This window comes from Mesorhizobium sp. M7A.F.Ca.AU.001.01.1.1, assembly GCF_004022735.1.
Taxonomy (GTDB): Bacteria; Pseudomonadota; Alphaproteobacteria; order Rhizobiales; family Rhizobiaceae; genus Mesorhizobium; species Mesorhizobium ciceri.
In genome coordinates, this window is record NZ_RZPF01000971.1 from 1 (window position 1) to 1,874 (window position 1,874).

General features: G+C 61.1%; 1 protein-coding gene and 2 pseudogenes. All 3 read left to right on the forward strand.

Annotation, left to right across the window (positions count from 1 at the left end):
• Window positions 1-361: pseudogene (locus tag EN884_RS34690) on the forward strand (ABC transporter substrate-binding protein); the annotation flags it as partial.
• 104 nt (window positions 362-465) lie between these two features.
• Window positions 466-1,407: a sugar ABC transporter permease gene (locus EN884_RS34695; protein ID WP_063170586.1), complete on the forward strand. Its 942-nt coding sequence runs from the start codon at window positions 466-468 to the stop codon at window positions 1,405-1,407.
• Window positions 1,407-1,874, forward strand: a pseudogene (locus EN884_RS34700) (carbohydrate ABC transporter permease); the annotation flags it as partial. The gene EN884_RS34695 and the pseudogene EN884_RS34700, both read left to right, overlap by 1 nt.

Consider the following 1,874-nt stretch of genomic DNA (forward strand, 5'->3'; position numbering starts at 1 on the left):
GCCCTATGCGCTGCGCGACCCATACCGCATTTCGCATTTCAAGTCGGAGCTCTATGGAGCACTGTTCCCGAGCGCCAAGGAGTACCTGGCCAACCTCAACAACTCGGCGAATGTCGGCCTGCTCGACCCGATCATGCCAGGTGCGCAGGACTATTTCTTGAGCATCGACCGCATGTGCACCGCAGTGTGGGCTGGTGCGGATCCGAAAGCATCGCTGGAAACGGCGGCCGCCGAGTGGAACGAGACGACCGATCGGCTCGGGATGGAGTCGCAAAAGGCATTCTACACCGAGTTCCTGAAACTGCCCGGCGCCACCGCTGACAACACAGTGGAGAAGCTTGGCATGGCAGTCACCCTCTGAGACTCGCCTGGAGGGGAGCCGGGTTTCTAGCACCAGACCGGTGTTGCGGGCGCTTTGCTCGCAACACCCTGGCTCAACCGCGTGGCGATCTTTGGAATAAATCGATGCCGCACACCACCACGATCAGTCGCATGACGACCACCGGCGCCCCGCCTCGGCTTTCGACCCTCGCACAGTGGGCGGACCGCCACTTCAAATGGATTCTGGTCGCGCCCGCGGTGCTGTTGATACTGGCGCTGTCGATCTATCCGCTGCTGTTCTCACTGGTCGTGTCCTTCATCAACTACGACTTCCAGGTGCCGGGCCACGCCTTTGTCGGCTTGAAAAACTTCGAGCGGGTGGTGTTCGATCCCGTGGCACGGTGGTCGCTCTTGCTGACGGCCTGCCTGTCGAGCATCAGCGTCGCCATCGAATTCGTGCTGGGCCTTCTGGTGGCGCTCACCATGGTGCGCAGCTTTCCGGGGCGCGGTGTCGTCATGTCGATCCTGATCGTGCCGCTTTTCATCAGCCCGGTGATAGTCGGCCAAGCGTGGACGCTGCTGCTTCAGCGGCCTTTCGGGCCAACCAACTACATCCTGACGCAACTGTTGGGGCAGGAGGTGACGATCGGCTGGATGACCGAGCGCCCATGGCTTTATGTCTCGCTGATCATCGCTGATGTCTGGCAGTGGACTCCGTTCATGTTTGTCGTCCTGCTCGCCGGGCTTACCGCAATCCCTCCGAACCTCTACGAGGCGGCGGAACTCGACGGCGTCAATGCCTGGCAGGCCTTCTGGGCGATCACGCTGCCGCATCTCGGGTCTATGATGCTGCTGGCGTTGACCTTCCGCCTGCTTGACGCCATCCGAATGTTCGATACCATTTTTATCATGACCGGCGGCGGCCCGGGTACGCAAACCTACACGGCTTCCTACTATCTCTACACGGTCGGCTTCACCCAGTTTCATCTGTCGCAGGCGACGGCCGGAAGCTGGCTATTCCTGATTTTCACCGCGCTGGTAGTGACGCTGCTGGTGCGGCGGCTCTTGAAGGTGGAGCCGGTCTGATGGCCGCCGTCGCGCCCGCCCGCCGCAGGAAACGCCGGTCGGTGCCGATCGGTCGCATGCTGCTGCTCGGCTTCTTCCTCGTGTTCGTGCTGTGGCCCCTCTACTGGATGTTCAACACCTCGATCAAGCCGAGCGACGACTACCTCACCGTGCCGCCCGTCTGGTTCCCTGCCGAGCCGACCCTTGTACACTACAAAGCTGCGCTGTTCGCTTATCGCGGCCTCGACGGGCTCATCAACAGTCTGATCATTTCGCTGTCGGCCACCGTGCTTTCAGCGTTGTTGGGCACGCTGATGGCTTATAGTCTGGCGCGCTACAACACGGGCGGCCAGCACCTGTCTTTCTGGGTGCTGTCACAGCGCTTCCTGCCACCGATCGGCATCGTCCTGCCGGTATTCCTTATCTATCGTGGCGTCGGGCTGTACGACACCCATATTGGTCTGATCATCGCCTATACGGTCTTCACG